Origin of the sequence: Oceanobacillus massiliensis str. N'diop, from assembly GCF_000285495.1 — a bacterium.
Lineage (GTDB): Bacteria > Bacillota > Bacilli > Bacillales > Amphibacillaceae > Oceanobacillus > Oceanobacillus massiliensis.
This window is the reverse complement of sequence record NZ_HE610980.1, coordinates 1-18,376: the sequence shown is the minus strand read 5'-3', so window position 1 is coordinate 18,376 and position 18,376 is coordinate 1. Positions and strand designations below refer to the sequence as shown.

General features: G+C 40.7%; 18 protein-coding genes, 12 tRNA genes and 1 rRNA gene. 29 read left to right on the top strand and 2 right to left on the bottom strand.

Annotation, left to right across the window (positions count from 1 at the left end; translation table 11 throughout):
* Positions 1-35 precede the first annotated feature (35 nt).
* On the top strand, positions 36-1,514 hold the full coding sequence (gene cshA / locus OMHG_RS15250) for a degradosome RNA helicase CshA (RefSeq protein ID WP_010651754.1): 1,479 nt from the start codon (positions 36-38) through the stop codon (positions 1,512-1,514).
* A gap of 55 nt (positions 1,515-1,569) precedes the next feature.
* On the opposite strand, the gene OMHG_RS15245 is transcribed toward cshA, so the two are convergent.
* Positions 1,570-2,331, bottom strand: a complete 762-nt coding sequence (locus OMHG_RS15245) for a rhomboid family intramembrane serine protease (RefSeq protein ID WP_010651753.1) — start codon at positions 2,329-2,331, stop codon at positions 1,570-1,572.
* Positions 2,332-2,505: 174 nt separating this feature from the next.
* Here OMHG_RS15245 and acpS point away from each other — a divergent pair, with 174 nt between their 5' ends.
* The 14 genes from acpS to OMHG_RS15175 all read left to right on the top strand — a co-directional run bounded on the left by acpS (position 2,506) and on the right by OMHG_RS15175 (position 14,253).
* Positions 2,506-2,859 carry a holo-ACP synthase gene (gene acpS / locus OMHG_RS15240; protein WP_010651752.1) on the top strand — a complete coding sequence of 118 codons (354 nt, stop codon included), beginning with the start codon at positions 2,506-2,508 and terminating at the stop codon, positions 2,857-2,859.
* A gap of 70 nt (positions 2,860-2,929) precedes the next feature.
* The gene (locus OMHG_RS15235; RefSeq protein WP_010651751.1) at positions 2,930-4,447 is read left to right on the top strand and encodes a bifunctional ADP-dependent NAD(P)H-hydrate dehydratase/NAD(P)H-hydrate epimerase; all 1,518 of its coding nucleotides are present in this window, start codon (positions 2,930-2,932) and stop codon (positions 4,445-4,447) included.
* A 52-nt stretch (positions 4,448-4,499) separates the two neighbouring features.
* Complete coding sequence (locus OMHG_RS15230; RefSeq protein WP_010651750.1) at positions 4,500-5,531, top strand: LolA family protein; 1,032 nt, start codon at positions 4,500-4,502, stop codon at positions 5,529-5,531.
* 454 nt (positions 5,532-5,985) lie between these two features.
* Complete coding sequence (locus OMHG_RS15225; RefSeq protein ID WP_010651748.1) at positions 5,986-6,270, top strand: CopG family ribbon-helix-helix protein; 285 nt, start codon at positions 5,986-5,988, stop codon at positions 6,268-6,270.
* Positions 6,271-6,274: 4 nt separating this feature from the next.
* Positions 6,275-6,637 carry a type II toxin-antitoxin system PemK/MazF family toxin gene (locus OMHG_RS15220; protein WP_010651747.1) on the top strand — a complete coding sequence of 121 codons (363 nt, stop codon included), beginning with the start codon at positions 6,275-6,277 and terminating at the stop codon, positions 6,635-6,637.
* 293 nt (positions 6,638-6,930) lie between these two features.
* Positions 6,931-7,806 (top strand): RsbT co-antagonist protein RsbRA, encoded by an 876-nt coding sequence (locus OMHG_RS15215; RefSeq protein ID WP_010651746.1) that lies wholly within the window; start codon positions 6,931-6,933, stop codon positions 7,804-7,806.
* Entirely contained in the window at positions 7,806-8,162 is a 357-nt protein-coding gene (locus OMHG_RS15210; protein WP_010651745.1) for an STAS domain-containing protein, read from the top strand. The genes OMHG_RS15215 and OMHG_RS15210 overlap by 1 nt, the downstream gene beginning before the upstream one ends.
* Before the next feature lie 2 nt (positions 8,163-8,164).
* Positions 8,165-8,566, top strand: a complete 402-nt coding sequence (locus OMHG_RS15205) for an anti-sigma regulatory factor (RefSeq protein ID WP_010651744.1) — start codon at positions 8,165-8,167, stop codon at positions 8,564-8,566.
* A 90-nt stretch (positions 8,567-8,656) separates the two neighbouring features.
* Positions 8,657-9,670 (top strand): PP2C family protein-serine/threonine phosphatase, encoded by a 1,014-nt coding sequence (locus tag OMHG_RS15200; protein WP_010651743.1) that lies wholly within the window; start codon positions 8,657-8,659, stop codon positions 9,668-9,670.
* A gap of 126 nt (positions 9,671-9,796) precedes the next feature.
* Positions 9,797-10,129, top strand: coding sequence for an STAS domain-containing protein (locus OMHG_RS15195; protein WP_010651742.1), 333 nt, complete (start codon positions 9,797-9,799; stop codon positions 10,127-10,129).
* Positions 10,129-10,605 carry an anti-sigma B factor RsbW gene (gene rsbW / locus OMHG_RS15190; protein WP_010651741.1) on the top strand — a complete coding sequence of 159 codons (477 nt, stop codon included), beginning with the start codon at positions 10,129-10,131 and terminating at the stop codon, positions 10,603-10,605. The genes OMHG_RS15195 and rsbW overlap by 1 nt, the downstream gene beginning before the upstream one ends.
* Entirely contained in the window at positions 10,577-11,368 is a 792-nt protein-coding gene (gene sigB / locus OMHG_RS15185) for an RNA polymerase sigma factor SigB (protein ID WP_010651740.1), read from the top strand. The genes rsbW and sigB overlap by 29 nt, the downstream gene beginning before the upstream one ends.
* Positions 11,365-11,961: a PP2C family serine/threonine-protein phosphatase gene (locus tag OMHG_RS15180; RefSeq protein ID WP_010651739.1), complete on the top strand. Its 597-nt coding sequence runs from the start codon at positions 11,365-11,367 to the stop codon at positions 11,959-11,961. The genes sigB and OMHG_RS15180 overlap by 4 nt, the downstream gene beginning before the upstream one ends.
* 120 nt (positions 11,962-12,081) lie before the next feature.
* Positions 12,082-14,253, top strand: coding sequence for a Tex family protein (locus OMHG_RS15175; RefSeq protein ID WP_010651738.1), 2,172 nt, complete (start codon positions 12,082-12,084; stop codon positions 14,251-14,253).
* A gap of 65 nt (positions 14,254-14,318) precedes the next feature.
* Here OMHG_RS15175 and OMHG_RS15170 read toward each other — a convergent pair whose 3' ends face one another.
* Entirely contained in the window at positions 14,319-15,776 is a 1,458-nt protein-coding gene (locus tag OMHG_RS15170; RefSeq protein WP_010651737.1) for a catalase, read from the bottom strand.
* A gap of 229 nt (positions 15,777-16,005) precedes the next feature.
* Here OMHG_RS15170 and OMHG_RS15165 point away from each other — a divergent pair, with 229 nt between their 5' ends.
* The 14 genes from OMHG_RS15165 to OMHG_RS15100 all read left to right on the top strand — a co-directional run.
* Positions 16,006-16,461 carry a SprT family protein gene (locus tag OMHG_RS15165; RefSeq protein WP_010651736.1) on the top strand — a complete coding sequence of 152 codons (456 nt, stop codon included), beginning with the start codon at positions 16,006-16,008 and terminating at the stop codon, positions 16,459-16,461.
* Positions 16,462-16,788: 327 nt separating this feature from the next.
* A tRNA-Asn gene (locus tag OMHG_RS15160) sits at positions 16,789-16,863 on the top strand.
* 3 nt (positions 16,864-16,866) lie between these two features.
* Positions 16,867-16,957, top strand: a tRNA-Ser gene (locus OMHG_RS15155).
* A gap of 10 nt (positions 16,958-16,967) precedes the next feature.
* Positions 16,968-17,039, top strand: a tRNA-Glu gene (locus tag OMHG_RS15150).
* A 26-nt stretch (positions 17,040-17,065) separates the two neighbouring features.
* A tRNA-Asp gene (locus OMHG_RS15145) sits at positions 17,066-17,142 on the top strand.
* A 4-nt stretch (positions 17,143-17,146) separates the two neighbouring features.
* Positions 17,147-17,221: transfer RNA gene (locus OMHG_RS15140), tRNA-Gln, on the top strand.
* 93 nt (positions 17,222-17,314) lie between these two features.
* Positions 17,315-17,390, top strand: a tRNA-Lys gene (locus OMHG_RS15135).
* Positions 17,391-17,397: 7 nt separating this feature from the next.
* Positions 17,398-17,485, top strand: a tRNA-Leu gene (locus OMHG_RS15130).
* Positions 17,486-17,518: 33 nt separating this feature from the next.
* Positions 17,519-17,602, top strand: a tRNA-Leu gene (locus OMHG_RS15125).
* A 69-nt stretch (positions 17,603-17,671) separates the two neighbouring features.
* Positions 17,672-17,748, top strand: a tRNA-Arg gene (locus OMHG_RS15120).
* A gap of 6 nt (positions 17,749-17,754) precedes the next feature.
* A tRNA-Pro gene (locus OMHG_RS15115) sits at positions 17,755-17,831 on the top strand.
* A gap of 43 nt (positions 17,832-17,874) precedes the next feature.
* Positions 17,875-17,948: transfer RNA gene (locus OMHG_RS15110), tRNA-Gly, on the top strand.
* Between the two features lie 8 nt (positions 17,949-17,956).
* Positions 17,957-18,030 (top strand) — tRNA-Ile (locus OMHG_RS15105).
* 236 nt (positions 18,031-18,266) lie between these two features.
* Positions 18,267-18,376: ribosomal RNA gene (locus tag OMHG_RS15100) — 16S ribosomal RNA — on the top strand; the annotation flags it as partial.

The following is an 18,376-nucleotide window of genomic DNA, read 5'->3' as shown; positions in this document are numbered from 1 at the left end:
AATAAATTTTCACAAAAAAAGGAGTCGACTATTAGGTGACAAAATTTAACGAACTGAGTGTATCAGCCCCTATTATGAAAGCATTGGAAAAGATGGGGTTTGAAGAAGCTACACCGATCCAATCAGAGACAATTCCATTAGCGATGGAAGGTAACGATGTAATCGGGCAAGCACAGACAGGAACAGGTAAAACAGCAGCATTTGGTATTCCAATGATTAATAAGATAGATCCTAAATTAAGGAAAATTCAAGGCTTGGTTGTAGCACCAACAAGAGAGCTTGCAATCCAGGTTGCTGAAGAATTAAACCGATTGGCGAAATTTACAGGGATGCGTGCCCTATCCATTTACGGCGGATCCCCAATGGATCGTCAAATTCGCGCATTGAAGGATGGTCCGCAAATTGTTGTGGCTACGCCAGGAAGATTATTGGATCATATGCGGAGAAAAACAATCCGTATTGATGCTGTACAGACAGCTGTTTTGGATGAAGCAGATGAAATGCTGAATATGGGATTCATTGATGATATCCGTGACATCCTAAAAGGTATTCCAGCGGAACGCCAAACATTGCTATTCTCAGCAACAATGCCAAAGGAAATCCGTGATATTGCAACTACTTTGATGAAATCTCCAAAAGAGGTCAAAGTAAAAGCAAAAGAAATGACTGTAGAAAACATTGATCAGTTTTTTGTTGAGATTCCTGAAAAGTATAAGTTTGATACGCTGAATAATCATATGGATATCAATTCACCTGATTTGGCAATTGTATTCAGCCGCACCAAAAAACGTGTGGATGAAATAACAGAAGGATTACAGGCAAGAGGATATCGTGCAGAAGGAATTCATGGCGATCTGACACAAGGTAAGCGTATGTCTGTTTTAAACAAATTTAAAAGCGGCCGTGTGGATGTACTTGTTGCAACAGACGTTGCAGCACGCGGACTGGATATTTCCGGTGTAACACACGTTTATAACTTTGATATTCCACAGGATCCGGAAAGCTATGTTCACCGTATTGGACGTACAGGAAGAGCCGGTCGTACCGGGGAAGCCATTTCCTTTGTTACACCTCGTGAAATAGCGCATCTGCATCTCATTGAGAAAACAACGAAAAGTAAAATGAAACGATTAATGCCTCCGACCAATCAGGATGCACAAAGAGGTCAGCAGCAGGTTACGATCGAGAAAATTATAAAGACAATCCAGAATAAAGATCTTAAACCATATCAAGAAGCAGCAACAGAACTGTTGGAAGACAATGATTCCGTTACAGTAATAGCAGCGGCTTTAAGTATGTTAACAAAAGAGCGGAGAGATACTCCTGTTAGAATCTCTTCCGTCGCACCGATAAGTGTGAAAAAAGCTCATAATTCTAAAGATAATCGCCGTTCAAATAATAAACGTTTCTATGGCGGACGCAGTCAAGGCGGCGGCCGTAATCAAAACGGTGGTCGCAGTCAAGGTGGAAGAAACCGTAAAGGCAGCTACCAGCGCAGAAATCGCGATCAATAATGAATAGGCAAAAGGCTCCTGAAATTTATTTCAGGAGCCTTTTAATATGGTTTCACTACAATTTGCTGAGCAACCCGAATATTACTAGAATGCCCAATAATATCCAGAACGCATTCTTCTTTATAACAGGTGGAATCCGCCGTTTTTTATTCCAGCGATTTGGATCGAATTGGAGGGAGTCATCATCCTGATAGCGACGCCTATTCCGCCATGGTGAATAAGGGCGGACCTTGGTTAAAACGAGAGGTGCGATTGCAAAACCCCCGATGAATCCAAAAATGTGTGCGTAAATATTAATGTTATTTCTTAGAAAGGTCATTACAAGTGAGATGATCAGAATGGTCGTGATCATTTGTGAACTACTGTAGTCGATGAGATGTTTGCGGAATAGAACCATGAAGGTATATATGCCGAATAGACCGAATATGGCACCGGAAGCACCTAAATGTGTATAGTTCAATGGTGCAAATAGATAGGTGGCAGCATTTGCAATAATGCCGGCACCGAAAAATGCTATCAGAAATTTGGATTTTCCCAGCATTTGTTCAAGCGCGGGACCAAACAATACGAGCGAAAAACTATTGAACAAAGCATGCATCAGATCCCCATGAAGAAATATAGGTGTAACGAGACGCCAGTATTCTCCAGCAGCAACCATAAAATTGCTTCCCACGCCCCAGTAATAAATCTCCCTTCCGATTGGAAGTCCAAGAAAATTCACCACAAACCAAAGTATAAGGTTAATGATAACCAGGACAGAGACAACGGGATAATTTTGAATAAATTCTTTGATGCTTCTTTCGTTTCGAATAAACAATTAAGGGAGCCCCCTGCATAAATAGTGTTATATTCATTCTCAATCAGGTTATAGTGGAGAGAATGTCACTTTGAACATCACGTAAAAGTGAGTTACTATTATTATAATACGTAATCTATCGCGATATGACCAATGTAAAGTTCGATATAACACGAGAGAAATGAAGGGAAAGACATGATAAAAGGAATTGGAATGGATCTAATAGAGATCGATCGGATTCAAGCAAGCATGGACAGAAATAAAAGGTTTGCCGATCGGATTTTAACAGAGAACGAGAAAAGGGCATGCAATCAGCTGAACGACCACCGTCAAATGGAGTACATTGCAGGTAGATTTGCAGCAAAGGAAGCCTTTGCAAAGGCACTCGGAACAGGAATTGGCCGCCTCAGCTTCCAGGATATAGAGATATTGAATGATTCTAAAGGGGCACCGTTTCTGACTGCTAGAGGCTTCACCCAATATAATATATTTGTTTCAATCACCCACAGCAGAGATTATGCCGCTGCCCAAGTGGTGCTGGAAGCTTAGTGAACTTTGGATAAAGTGCATAATCAGCAAGGTTGTCTCATATATTTTAGTGCGGGTAGGAGGGAACGTAATGTATATTGTCACCGCAAAGGAAATGTACGATATCGATCATTATATAATGCATGAAATTGGGATGGATGGCAGGCTGCTAATGGAAAATGCGGGAAGGGCAGTAAGCGAAAGAATAGCGCAGATCGCAGATGCACAGGACCGAATAAGTGTATTGATTGGCCCGGGCAACAATGGAGGCGATGGATTTGTCATTGCTAGAACATTACAGGATAAAGGGTTTTCAGTAAGAGCAATTCAAATTGTTTCTGATGAAAAAATCACAGGTGATGCCCTCTATCACAAGAATTTATTGATGAAATGCAGCGGAATTGTAAATCGGATAACTGAAATTAGCGATGTCCGTGAAATTGTCAGGCAATCGGATATTGTAATTGATGCAATGCTGGGAATTGGGGTAAAGGGAAAATTAAAAGAGCCGCTCGCTGGAATCATATCGATACTCAATGAGGCGGATGTCTGTGTTATGTCAGTGGATATACCGACAGGCCTTCCGGTAGATGAAGGTGTTTCAGATTTCTTATCCATAATGGCAGACTATACCTTTATCATCGGTTTCATAAAGCAAAGTACTGCATTGGAAAAAACGGCTGCCTATTATGGGAAATGGGAGTTGCTATCGATTGGCTTCCCTCGGTGGGTAATCCAGAGATTTACCAAGCGGCGCTTTTGGACTGAAGCCGATTTCAGCAGGACATTGCCTCCACGAAATACGTATGCACATAAAGGTAATCATGGCAGAGGGCTGCTGATAGGAGGGAGTGCAGAAATGCCTGGCTCCATCGCAATGGCGACAAGGTCAGCTCTTAAAGCCGGTGCTGGATTAATTACAGCTGGTTCGACAGAGAGTGCTATTGCCATGATCGCCCCTACTTGCCCGGAAGCCATGTATATGGTGCTTAATGAACAGGACGGAAAGATAAGCAGTACACCTGAGCTTTCTGTGCAGTCCTATAATGCAATTGCCTTGGGAATTGGCCTGGGAAGGTGGAAGGGCACGACTGAACTGGTTCAGAGTATTGTTCAGCAGGCGCAGTGCCCAGTTATTATTGACGCAGATGGATTATATCACTTGAAATCAGATTTGCATCTTTTAAAAAATAGAAGCTTTCCCGTCATATTAACCCCACACCCAGGTGAAATGGCCATGCTGCTGGATATTTCCATTTCGGACTTGTTGACAGCACCATTCCAGTATTCAGTCGAATTTGCAAAAGAATTTGGGGTCTATATTGTTTTAAAAGGAAAGAATACAATTATTACCGCGCCAGATGGAAAACAAGCCATCGAATCAAGCGGGAACCCCGGTCTGGCAAAGGGTGGCAGCGGAGATGTCCTAACAGGCATTACCCTTGCAATGATCATGCAGGAGCAAAGCATCTTTGAGGCTGTTTGCAACGCCTGTTTTATCCATGGGAAATCTGCGGATCTGCAGGTGAAGGAAAAGCACTCACACTTTGATTTATTAGCAACAGATGTTATTGATGGCATCCCAAACGTGTATCGTACATTTTCCTGAGATTGTGTGTGATGATGTTCCCTTTGTTAATTGAGACAAGGGAGATATGTCCATGAAAAAGTTGTATGCTTATCGCGTGGCATTTATTTTAGCCTTAATGGTAATCTTAATGGCTGCTTGTGGCGAAAAGTCACAGGAAGATGTTATTGCTAAATTGGAAAAAAACACGGAAGAGATGACTGGCTATAAAGCAAAGGCAGAAATGTCAATGAATACAGGGCAGGAAGAACAGAAATTCAATATTGAAATATGGTACAAGCAGGGGGATTTTTATCGTGTAACCCTTGAAAATAATCTTGAAGAGCAAGAAAGCCAGATCATTCTTAAGAATGAAGATGGTGTTTTTGTCTTAACACCAGCCCTTGATAAAAGCTTCAAATTTCAAACGGAATGGCCGGAAAACAGCAGCCAGCCTTATCTGTACCAGTCCCTCGTAAAGGATGTATTAAAGGATACGGAGGCAGCATTTAATTCGAGTGAGAATGACTATGTCTTTAAAACCAAGACGAACTATCAGAGTAACAATAACTTGCCGTTTCAGGAGATTCATTTTGATAAAAGCACGTACACCCCATCATTGGTGAAGGTTTTGGATAAGGATCAAAATGGGCTTGTAGAAGTGAATTTTAAAAGCTTTGAAATGGACCCGGCATTTGAAGATGACGACTTCACGATGGAGAAGAACATGCAGGGGAGCAAAACCGATGATGAAACAGCTTCAGCTCAAGTACAGTCAACTGAATCAGAAGATTTGACCGTATTATATCCTGTCTTTACAGCAGGTGCAGAAATACAGGAAAAGAAGGAAATGGAAATGGAGAATGGTACAAGGGTAATGATGACGTTTGAAGGAGAGAAGAATTTCACTTTAATAGAAGAGAGAAACCATACCGCCCCAGCTATGTCTACACCTCAGGAAGTAATAGGTGATATCGTCAATCTGGGCTATACCGTTGCAGCAATGTCTGAGAATACGATGGAATGGACGTACAATGGTGTGGATTTTACGTTGGCAAGTAATGAACTGACACGGGAAGAAATGATCCAGGTAGCTCAATCTGTCCAGGGGCAGGAAGCAAAATAAGCATAGCATATACGGCAGGCCCATTTGCAAGGGTCTGTCTTTTGCTTTTGGCAATTGGTGTTAATATTGCTGTTATGTAACCAGCAGGGATAATGTTTGTTGCTTTATCAACAATGCAAAAATATACTGAAAGCACTCTTCGTGAACCGTAACGCCGCAGTTTATAAGGTGTGCCAAAATTAACAATCGTTTTACTTTAGGATTCGTATGCATGAATATCAGGGGGCACTGCATATAGTTTACAGGAGGCCCAAAGTACGTTGGGAAATGGAAGGCAGAAGAGGTAAAATATGCCTTGAACATTAATATATACCACCATTTCGAAATAATAAACGACAAAAACATGGTTTTTTTTAATGAAATCGCCAGAACCCTTTGCAATCAGCCTAATTCAATGCTATTATTAAAGAGAATTTTATATTGTTCGTTTAACTGTTGTTGGAGGTGCATGGTTTTGTCAGAGAGTTTACAGGAAATCCTGGTAAAGTTACCAAAAAACCTACTGAATGAGGTGGATGGGTTAATGAAATATGAAAATAGCGATTTAAGCGATTTTATATGTAAAGCAACACAAAACTACCTAAACCATAAGAAAGAGGAGCATATTCAACGATTTCACGAAACAATGCAACGTGGATATGAAGAAATGGGCCGCATTAATTTGACGATTGCTTCAGAAGCCTTTCAAGCTGAAGAGGAGGCTGAAAACACCCTAGAACGCTCTGTGATCGGGGTGTAATAATTTGATCGTTCAAAGAGGCGAGGTATATTTCGCTGACTTATCTCCTGTAGTTGGGTCAGAACAGGGAGGCGTTCGCCCGGTACTAATCCTCCAAAATGATATCGGCAATCGATTCAGTCCTACGGTGATAGTTGCCGCGATTACCGCGCAAATACAAAAGGCTAAGCTCCCTACACATGTAGAAATTGATGCTAAGCGATATGGATTTGACCGTAATTCAGTCATTCTGCTCGAACAGATCAGAACATTGGATAAGCAGCGCTTAACTGATAAAATTACTAAATTGGATAAAGAAATGATGGATAAGATTAATCAGGCTTTAGAGATCAGTCTTGGACTTAAAGATGTATATAGTGGCAATTGAAAATACCCTTCTCCCGAGAGAAAGGGTATTTTTGTGTTTACAAAAGTACGAAATCGGGAATCAATGTAAGTCGAGGTTACATACCGATTTTCTTAGGATGAATTACTCATGGCAATTTGCACGCCCTATTTTATCTTGTGAGACTCTAATTCAAAAACTTTTTGAGGTAAGGGTTGTGTGTTACAATATTTGATAGAATCTAACATAAAAGAGCACGATTTCATTTGCAGAGTATATGATTGCATGCAGCAATACTTTCAACATTATAAAAAATTTTTGGCGGGGGTAATAAGATGGACTCAAGGTTTAAGCAGTTGGTAATTGATAACAGCGACTCGATTGTTCAAAAGTGGATGGTGGAGATCGACTCGTTAAAAGAAGGAAACTATACGGCGACAATTTCTGATGAATTATATGAAAGTACGAACCGTGAATTTGTCAACGTTATATTTACCAGCATAAGAAATCAAGGTTCGACTAAAGCGGTAGAGGATTTTTCTGAGAAGATTATCAACCTCGGATGGCCGCTAAGCTATATCACGGATGGTTTACAAGTATTCAGGAGGGTTTCTACAGAATATCTGCTTACACATACAGAACATGTGGATTCTACATACTTCTCGAATGTCCTGACAAGCGTTGATGAATGGGTGGAGCCGCTTATCCGCGAACTTGTCAATGAATATTCCGGGAGCTGGGAACATATTTTATCCCTTCAGCGGGTGGCATTGCAGGAATTATCTGCACCGCTTATCCCTGTAATGGATGGGATTACCATTATGCCGCTTATCGGCACAATTGATACAGAACGGGCAAAATTGATTATGGAGAATTTGCTTGATGGCGCTATTAAGCATAACTCGGAGGTTGTATTGATTGATATAACCGGTGTTCCGGTTGTCGATACAATGGTGGCACATCATATTATACAGGCAGCTGAAGCTGTCAGATTGATTGGATCAACATGCATTCTTGTGGGAATACGTCCTGAAATTGCACAAACGATTGTTAATTTGGGCATAGATTTAAGTAATTTCCCTACGAAGAGCTCGTTGAAAAAGGGATTTACAAAGGCGCTTGAAATTACAGGCCGAGAGGTTGTAGGCATGAGCAATAAAGAATCAAATCTTGGAGAAATATTGAACTCGATACAAGGAGAGAGAGACTGATGCGCATACCAATTTTAAAGCTAAGCAATTATCTGCTGATTTCCATTCAGACAGAAATAGATGATCAAACCGCTATTCAGTTTCAGGAAGATCTGCTGGATAAAATCCATAAAAGCGGTGCATCAGGTGTGGTGATCGACTTAACTTCCGTTGATATTATAGATTCTTTTATAGCGAAGGTTTTAGGAGACGTCGTTTCAATGTCAGATTTAATGGGGGCAAAAGTAGTATTAACCGGAATACAGCCGGCTGTAGCAATGACTCTAATTGACCTTGGTATACATCTTCAAAATGTACCCACTGCATTAGACCTTGAACAAGGGCTAATTAAGCTGCACCAGGAATTGGGGGTATAATCATGGAACCACAGTCCTGTGTTACTATAAATAAAGAGTGGGATATTGTTGGTGCCAGACAGCTTGGCCGTGAAATGGCAAAGAATCTTGGGTTTGGTACCGTTGATCAAGCAAGAATTGCTACTGCTGTATCTGAATTAGCTCGTAATATCTATCTATATGCCGAAAATGGCCAAATCTGCTTTGAAATCATTGATAACCTGGAACATCGGGGGTTATGTATGACAGCAGTAGACTCAGGGCCGGGTATTTCTGACATCAGCCAGGTTATGCAAGATGGATATACGACGTCAGGCGGACTCGGCGCAGGACTTCCGGGTGTCAGAAGGTTAATGGATGAATTTGACATCTTTTCCGAAGTAGGCAATGGAACAAGAATCAAGGCAGTAAAATGGGTTCGCTAATATTCAGGAAAGATGAAGTTTGTCTGTTATGCCGACAAACGCTCTTTTCAGCAAATGGTATCCTGTTATAAATTTTTTAGGGGGATATGAATGGAAGATGTCATCGGTAAAAACGCAGCAAATTATAAAGAATTATTAAGAAGCTATATGGAATCTCAGGATGAACAGGCGCTTTATGGTGTAGAGAAAGTCAGTAAAGCGTTCATTCAAAACAATATTCTGCCCGAAGAAATAGTGAACCTCCATATCCAATCAATGAGTGAAGTGCATAAAGATCTTAGTGATGAATATAAACATTCGATGAATTTTTTATTGGAAGCGATGATTTTTTATGGACTGGCCATGCAGGAAATTCCGCTGTTAAAAGAGGAGAAACATGTTCTTCAATCAGAAATTTCCGTGGCTGCCAGTATGCAGGAAACTTTGCTGGGGACAACTAAGCCATCGATTGAAGGACTGGACATTGGGGTTATCAGTGTGCCGGCACATCAAATGAATGGAGACTACCATCACTTTATTAAAGGTAAGGATGGATCCCTGGGGATTGCGATTGCGGATGTAGTCGGTAAGGGAATACCCGCAGCATTATGCATGTCCATGATCAAATATGCGATGGACAGTTATCCGGAAGAGTCAATGAGCCCTCAATCGATTTTGAGGAATCTGAATAGGGTCGTGGAAAGAAACGTTGACCCAAGCATGTTTATTACAATGTGTTATGCACATTACATACCTTCAGAAAGTAAACTGCGCTATTCATCAGCCGGGCATGAACCAGGATATTATTATAATGCGCAAACAGACAGCTTCCATGAAATCGAAGCAAAGGGACTTGTGTTAGGAGTTTCACCAGATACGGAATATAAACAATATGAACAATCGATCAATAAAGACGATATGGTTATACTTCTGACTGATGGTGTAACGGAGTGCCGAGATGGAGACCGTTTTATCGATAGTAATGAAGTACTCGGCATCATTAGGAAATATGCACATCTGCCAGCGCAGGAAATGGTCGATAGTGTTTTCAAGCACTTTGAAAGACTGCAGGATTTTCAATTAAGAGATGACTTTACGTTACTAATTCTTCGAAAAGATGTTTAACCCTTACTAAAACGGGGTAAATAGATAGTCATGAACAATTAACTATAAAACTAAATCTAGCGAGGGTATCGACTGTAATTGTACAGGTGATATTACATAAGAAACAGTCGTAATAGGAGGTAAAACATGAATTTAACTCTTAATGTTGTCGAAGAAAATGAAAGATCCATTCTAAATGCTTCAGGTGAAATTGATGCTTACACTGCACCGAAGTTAAAAGAATTATTACTTCCATTGACTGAAGTAGAGGGAAATACGGTAGAAGTGAATTTGGAAAACGTTAATTATATGGATAGTACCGGTCTTGGCGTGTTTATTAGCGCATTAAAATCAACAAAAGAAAATAACAGTACGTTAACATTATCCAATTTACAGGATAGAGTTTTGCGGATTTTTGAAATTACAGGGCTAGATGAAATAATGGATATCAGATCGGCGATTCGAGGTGGAAATGACTAATGGAAAGATTTGATTTTATAGAGATTAAGGTTCCTGCCAAGGCTGAGTATGTGGGAGTTGTGCGTTTGACCATGTCCGGTATCGCAAACAGGATGGGTTTTTCCTATGAGGATATTGAGGACTTAAAGGTTGCTGTTTCGGAAGCAATAACAAATGCTGTTACACATGCTTATAGCGAAGCAGATCAAGGTGAGATTACGATCGGTTTCGGCGTTTATGACAATCGTATCGAAATTATGATTGCCGATCATGGAGGCAGCTTTAATCTGGAAGAGATTAAGAGTGGCACAGGCCCATACAAAACGAATGAACCCGTCGAGAATCTAAGAGAAGGCGGTTTTGGATTATTCCTCATAGAGGCATTAATGGATGACGTGAAGATCAATAACAATTTCGGAGTCATTGTTTTAATGACAAAGTATGTAGCAGAAAACGAGGTGGACACCGATGACGACCAAGTCTCAACCACACAATAGAGGGGGAGATGAGGTTTACCAATGGATTGAATATCTCCAAAAAGAGCCTAAAGATGAGGAAATCCAAGAAAAAATTGTACTTACTTATAAGGATCTTGTGGGCTCAATAGCTCGGAAGTATTCTAAGAACAGTGCTATTCATGAAGATTTAGTACAAGTAGGAATGATAGGATTGTTGGCAGCAGTCAAAAGATATGATCCAACCTTTGGTAAATCATTTGAATCCTTTGCAATCCCAACAATCATTGGAGAAATAAAACGCTTTATCCGTGATAAGACATGGAGTGTCCATGTGCCGCGTCGTATAAAAGAGTTGGGTCCAAAAATTAAAAAAGCAGTAGACGAATTAACAACAATGAATCAAAAATCTCCCACAGTAAGTGAGATTGCTGATTATTTGGAAGCAACGGAAGAAGAAATTCTGGAAACGATGGAGATGGGCAAGAGCTATAAAGCTCTATCAGTTGACCGAAAAATCGAGGCAGATTCAGATGGCAGTACAGTAGCTATTCTTGACCTTGTCGGTAATGCAGAAAACGGCTATGACAATATAGAACAGAAAATGATGCTTGAAAAAATACTCCCGATCTTATCTGAGCGGGAACAACAAATTCTGGAATGTACCTATTTTAAAAATATGAGCCAAAAAGAAACAGGCGAATTGTTGGGAATATCGCAAATGCATGTTTCAAGATTGCAAAGACGTTCACTACGAAAGCTTCGTGAGGCAATTCAGTCTGAAAGTTCGGAGGTTTTCGATTGAATTCAGGAAAAAGGGTGAAGGTTTCGGTTTTCCAGAAACCGAAAAAAGGAAACTATGAGTGTGGAGACAGTTATTTTTATACGGAAACTGAAAATGAATTCTTATGTGTAATAGCCGATGGACTTGGAAGTGGTGAGTTTGCAAAGGAATCTTCGCAAATAGTGATTGATATTATTAAAAGCAACATCCATGCAACTGTCGAACAGCTTGTGAAAGTGTGCAACTCGCAGCTGCAGGGAAAACGCGGAGTAGTGATTGGGATTCTCAAACTGGATTTTGCAAATCTTATCTCTTCTTTTTCATCCATTGGCAATATTGGAATTATGTCGATCACCAATGAAAGACAGAAAAAACGCAATATCCCGAACGCAGGGTATTTGGCTGGATATCACCGCAGCTTTAAGGTAATGAAGCAGGAACTGAAACCGGATATGAATTTCATTATGTTTTCGGATGGGGTGATGGATAAAGAGTTATCCCAGTGCTTTTTTAGCAACGAGGATGTGGATAGCATTACCAAAACATATGAACAAACAAGCAATGCAACAAGAGTGGATGATACAACACTGATTGCTATAAGATATGAAGCGTGATCACGTTGATGGCTGACAAGGATGTCGGTCTTTTTTTTGTTAACGGCGAATTTCCGGATGCCGGTTGGGAATGCATCATTATTTTTGGTAAAATAGATTGTACATGAAGGAGGAACAACCGTGACAGAACAGTTAGATCAAAATCTTATACAGTGGGTTTCCAAGGAAACAGAAGTAAAAGCAAATACGGTAACAAAAGTAATTGGATTATTGGAAGAGGGAAATACGGTCCCTTTTATAGCTAGATATCGTAAGGAAGTTACGGGCGGCCTTGATGAGGTGCAGATCAAGTCTGTACAGGATAAATGGCATTACGCTGTTAATCTATCTGACAGGAAACAGGAAGTCCTTAGAATGATTGAAGAACAGGGGAAATTGACCGAAGAGCTGGAAAAGAATATAAAGCAGGCAACCCAGCTGCAGCGTGTTGAGGATCTATATCGCCCATATAAGCAGAAAAGAAGAACAAAGGCGACGATTGCAAAGGAAAAAGGCCTAGAGCCCTTGGCTGAACTTCTATGGAAGCAGCAAACATCCTTTGATATCAAACAGGAAGCAGAACAATATTTTTCGGAAGAGCATGATTTACATACTGTGGAAGAAGTTATTGCTGGTGTGAATGACATATTGGCTGAGTGGGTTTCTGATGACGCGGCATTCCGTGACTATATTCGTGAGGAAACATTCAAACGCGGCATCATCCAATCAGAGGTCAAGGATAAAGAGCATGATGAAAAAGGTGTATACGAAATGTATTATGCCTATAGTGAATCCGTGCGCTCACTTGTTTCTCATCGTATACTTGCCTTAAACCGGGGAGAGAAAGAAGGAGTTCTGAAAGTAGCAATTGAGCCACCAACAGAACGGATTATTGATTTCCTGAAAAGAAAGGTGATTCGAAGGAATACCGATGAAGCGATTGCCAATCTTTTGCTGGAGGCAATTGAAGATAGCTACAAGCGATTGATTCAGCCCTCCATAGAACGGGAAATTCGTAATAGCTTAACAGTAAAGGCTGAAGAACAGGCGATCGATGTCTTCTCAGTCAATCTGAAAAATCTATTGCTCCAGCCTCCTTTAAAAGGCAAAATGGTTTTAGGAGTGGATCCAGCCTTCCGTACAGGATGTAAACTGGCAGTAGTTGATGAGACAGGGAAAGTACACGAGGTAGCAGTCATGTATCCTACTGCCCCGAAGAACGATACAGTTGGTTCAGAAAAGATTGTCATGAAGCTGATCAATCACTATCAAATCGAATTAATCGCCATTGGTAATGGTACTGCATCACGTGAAACAGAACATTTCATTTCGGATGTCCTCACAAGCAATAGCTTGGATATTCCGTATATTATCGTTAATGAGGCGGGTGCGAGTGTCTATTCAGCGTCAGCCCTTGCACGTGAAGAATTTCCTGATTTGCAAGTTGAAGAAAGAAGTGCAGCCTCCATTGCTCGCAGGGTACAGGACCCATTAGCAGAGCTAGTGAAGATTGATCCCAAATCGATCGGAGTCGGTCAATACCAGCATGATGTCAGCCAAAAATCTTTAAATGAATCATTGACCTTTGTAGTAGAAACAGCCGTTAACCAAGTTGGGGTTAATGTCAATACGGCCTCATCTTCCCTGCTGCAGTATGTGGCGGGTCTAAGTAAGACGGTAGCGAACAATATTGTCAATAAGCGCAATGAAGAGGGAAAATTCACTGATCGAAAGCAACTAAAGAAAATACCTAGACTCGGTGCGAAGACATATGAACAAGGAATTGGCTTCTTGAGAATTATCGATGGTGATAATCCACTGGATAGAACACCAATTCACCCGGAAAGCTATAAGAGCACGAAGCAGCTTTTGAAGATGCTTGATGCTGGAATAGATAATATCGGTTCTGAACCTTTGAGGGAGAAGTTAAACGGGCTGAATAAGAAGGAATTGGCCGAACAACTGGAAATCGGCGAGCCTACATTGATAGATATTATGGATGCATTAAGCAGACCTGAGCGTGATCCTCGCGATGACTTCCCACAGCCATTGCTTAAGCAGAATGTGATGACACTGGAAGATTTGAAGCCAGGTATGGAATTGCAGGGAACCGTTCGGAACGTAGTGGACTTTGGAGTGTTTGTTGACATTGGAGTGAAACAGGATGGCCTTGTGCATATTTCAAAAATGGCAAATAAGTTTGTGAAACATCCAATGGACATTGCCTCTGTTGGAGACGTTGTAACAGTTTGGGTCGAACAGATTGATGCCAATAAGGGAAGAATTGCTTTATCCATGATTAAAAGTGATTAATTAAAGCCATACAAAAAGGGATAGTGCAATCTGCACTATCCCTTTATTGATGAAGCAATGAAAGATTATACGCCTTCCGGTACAGCTAAACCAAGTTCTTTAGCTACTCTGTTTCCCCAATCCGGATCAGCTTTGTAGAAATGTTCGATTTGACGCAGTTTGATTTTTTCATCTTTAACTGGTCTCATGTGATCAGCAAAGTTCTTCACGAGACGTGCTTTTTCATCTTCGCTCATCAAACGGTATAGATCTCCTGGCTGCGTATAGTGGTCTTCACTATCATATGCTACACTATCAGCATTTCCAGATACTTCAAATGGATTGATCCGGTATTGTGGATCTTCTGCCGGTCCATTGATGGTGTTTGGTTCATAAACTGGTGTGCTTCCACCATTGCCATTTACAGCCATCATGCCATCGCGCTGGTTATTGTTTACTTCATTAGCTGGACGGTTAACCGGAATTTGTTGATGGTTAGCTCCCAGACGGTAACGGTGTGCATCGCCATAGCTGAAGATACGACCTTGCAGCATTTTATCTGGAGAAGCTTCAATTCCCGGAATAAGGTTACCTGGTGTGAAGGCGGCCTGCTCTATTTCGGCAAAGAAGTTCTCTGGATTACGGTTCAATACCATTTTTCCAATTTCGATACGTGGGTAATCTTTTTTGGAAACTGTTTTTGTTACATCGAAAAGATCCCATTTGTAAGTCTTATAGTCTTCGAAAGGAATAATTTGAGCATACACTGTCCAGCTTGGGAAGTCGCCTTCCTCGATGGAATTGAAAAGGTCTTCTCTATGATAATCAGGATTTTCACCAGCAAGCTTATCAGCTATGTCAGTGTCTAAAGCTTTTACGCCCTGATCGCTAATGAAGTGATATTTCACCCAGAATGCTTCGCCCTTGTCATTAACCCATTTATAGGTATGGCTGCCATATCCATTCATGTGGCGCAATGTTGCTGGAATACCACGGTCTCCATGAAGGTATGTAATTTGATGTAACGATTCTGGTGATAATGACCAGAAATCCCAAACCATGTTAGGATCTTTCAATCCAGTCTGCGGATGACGTTTTTGTGTATGGATGAAGTCAGGGAACTTGATTGCATCACGGATAAAGAATACAGGTGTGTTATTGCCTACTAAATCATAGTTGCCTTCTTCTGTATAGAATTTCAAAGCAAATCCGCGCGGGTCACGAACGGTATCTGAGGAACCAAGTTCACCAGCAACAGTTGAAAAACGAACCATCATATCTGTACGTTTTCCTTTTTCACTAAGGAAATCTGCTTTGGTATATTTAGAGATTTCATCGTTGGTTACTTCAAAATAGCCATGTGCACCTGTACCTTTTGCGTGAACGACACGCTCAGGGATACGCTCTCTATTAAAATGGGCAAGTTTCTCCAATAAGTGAAAGTCTTGAATTAATACAGGTCCTTTTGAACCGGCAGTAATGGAGTTTTGGTTATCGCCGACTGGAATACCAGCTCCAGTTGTTAGTGTTTTTCTTTCGGACATTAAAATTCCCCTCTCTTTTATTCAAATTTGTTACTATAATAATTATAATACAAACCTATTAAAAATCAATATTTAATTACAATAATTTTAAATAACAATCTTAGAAAAGTGTTAAATCAATGATGCGCTAATAATAGTTACAAATAATTGACACATGTATTAGAGTAAGAAAAAATTAGTCGAATATGATAGAATGATATTAAATGAATGATAAGGAAGTTTTTCGCAAATGGATTTGTTAAATGAGAAATCACTATATAAACTGGTCAATGAACTATCGCTGGAATTCTTTCATAAACCTTTTAAGCATGCTGTTTACTTTAATCATCGCCTTCGTACAACCGGCGGAAGATATATTCCGGCTAAAAAGGTTATTGAATTAAATCCGAAATATGCTCTGGAAGAGGACGAGCGTGAATTCATCGGAATCATTAAACATGAATTATGCCATTATCATCTTCATATAGAAGGAAAAGGTTATAAACACAGAGACAAGGAGTTCAGAGAACTGTTAGTGGAAACGGGATCCCCGAGATTTTGCAAGCCACTCTCATCTTATGAAACAGAATTTAAGCACACATATGTATGCAAAAAATGCCGTCAAGAGTATAAGCGAACGCGACGAGTAAATACTAAAAAGTATAGATGCGGTAAGTGTCGTGGGGAACTGGCTCTTATAGGTTAATAATGTAAAATGACGATAAACAATAATCTTTAAATAATCCATTGACGAATTATGTCATCCATGGTAAATTAAATAAGCTAAATAAATAACCGTTTCACGAAAAAATATTTCGCAAAAAAATAATTGACAACGCAAATGAAATACTGTAATATATTTTTCGTTGCTGAAATTACTTGATTGCAAATTAATCATCGGCAGTTCGCACTTACATATCATTGTTTCTTCGATAGAAGTAAGAAGCAGCACTAACTCGTTGAGCAATAGCGTGAAACAGCAAATACAATTAGTTTTTTTATTATATTGCTATGATAGTGATATTCAGATTATTCCACAGTAGCTCAGTGGTAGAGCAATCGGCTGTTAACCGATCGGTCGTAGGTTCGAATCCTACCTGTGGAGCCATATGGAGAAGTACTCAAGTGGCTGAAGAGGCGCCCCTGCTAAGGGTGTAGGTCGTGTAAGCGGCGCGAGGGTTCAAATCCCTCCTTCTCCGCCATTTCATTTATGGCCCGTTGGTCAAGCGGTTAAGACACCGCCCTTTCACGGCGGTAACACGGGTTCGAATCCCGTACGGGTCATCTTTCTTTTAGAAAATAAATAATCGGGTCCGGTAGTTCAGCTGGTTAGAATGCCTGCCTGTCACGCAGGAGGTCGCGGGTTCGAGTCCCGTCCGGACCGCCACTTTTGGGCCATAGCCAAGCGGTAAGGCATCGGGTTTTGATCCCGTGTACCCCAGGTTCGAATCCTGGTGGCCCAGCCATTACTTATTTATAAAAGAAGTAAGTAAATACTATTTGATGAATAGTATTTTTTTATTCCTTAAATAGAATTCAATTCTTATTGGAATTATTGTGAGCCATTAGCTCAGTCGGTAGAGCATTTGACTTTTAATCAAAGGGTCGAAGGTTCGAATCCTTCATGGCTCACCATTATTTTGCGGATGTGGCGGAATTGGCAGACGCGCTAGAATCAGGCTCTAGTGTCCGTTAAGGACGTGGGGGTTCGACTCCCTTCATCCGCACCATTTATCATTATTGATGTTAGAACTGTAATCTATGCGGTCGTGGCGGAATGGCAGACGCGCTAGGTTGAGGGCCTAGTGGGTGAATAACCCGTGGAGGTTCAAATCCTCTCGGCCGCATCTTTATTTTTTTGAAAAAACACTTGCTTAACTCAATGAAAAATGTTATATTATATAAGTTGTTTTTAAGCGCCCGTAGCTCAATTGGATAGAGTACTTGACTACGAATCAAGCGGTTAGAGGTTCGACTCCTCTCGGGCGCACCATTATATCGGGAAGTAGCTCAGCTTGGTAGAGCACTTGGTTTGGGACCAAGGGGTCGCAGGTTCGAATCCTGTCTTCCCGACCATTATGAAATTTGTAAGTGATACTTAGTTTTTATTCATATATATGCGGGTGTAGTTTAGTGGTAAAACCTCAGCCTTCCAAGCTGATGATGAGGGTTCGATTCCCTTCACCCGCTCCATTTTATATGGGCCTGTAGCTCAGCTGGTTAGAGCGCACGCCTGATAAGCGTGAGGTCGGTGGTTCGAGTCCACTCAGGCCCATTGCATTTCTTTTAAAAAAGGTATTGACTTTAATCATAAGAAATGCTATAGTATAAAAGTTGCTTATCGCAAGCGACTAACAAATTTGCTCTTTGAAAACTGAACAAAACAACCAGTATGTCAACCAAAAAGAAACTTGTTTCTTTTTGAAATAACTCATTAAGTTTCACTTATTGAGAAAGCAAGAAGCTAAGAACACAAATGGAATTGACCGGTGTCGATTCTATTCAAACACTTTTATGGAGAGTTTGATCTTGGCTCAGGACGAACGCTGGCGGCGTGCCTAATACATGCAAGTCGAGCGCGGGAAGCAAGTTGAACCTCATCTGAGGTGACGCTTGTGGAA